The organism is Neisseria polysaccharea, assembly GCF_963392925.1.
In the GTDB taxonomy this organism is placed as follows: Bacteria; Pseudomonadota; Gammaproteobacteria; order Burkholderiales; family Neisseriaceae; genus Neisseria; species Neisseria polysaccharea.
Genome location: NZ_CAUJNZ010000045.1, coordinates 1 through 223, shown reverse-complemented (window position 1 = coordinate 223; position 223 = coordinate 1). Strand labels below are relative to the sequence as shown.

Annotated in this window: 1 pseudogene; it reads right to left on the bottom strand. The window is 37.7% G+C overall.

The window, feature by feature from the left end:
• Positions 1-223 (bottom strand): annotated as a pseudogene (locus tag RDY34_RS10575) (transposase); the annotation flags it as partial.

Here is a 223-nt window from a genome sequence, read left to right as displayed (position 1 = left end):
ATGGAAATTTGAACTTTTATCTCACTGTTGTTAAAACGCCATTCGCACTCCTTTAAATACAGCCCAAAAATGCTCTTTGGGAATGCCGTTAAACTTGCGTAAATGACGTTTTGCCCGGTTCCAAAAGTTCTCAATTCCATTGATATGGTTTTGTCGTTCAGTAAAATGTGTGCTGTGATTGATACGAAAACGAAGTTTCAGCGAAGCTAAAATGGCTAAATTC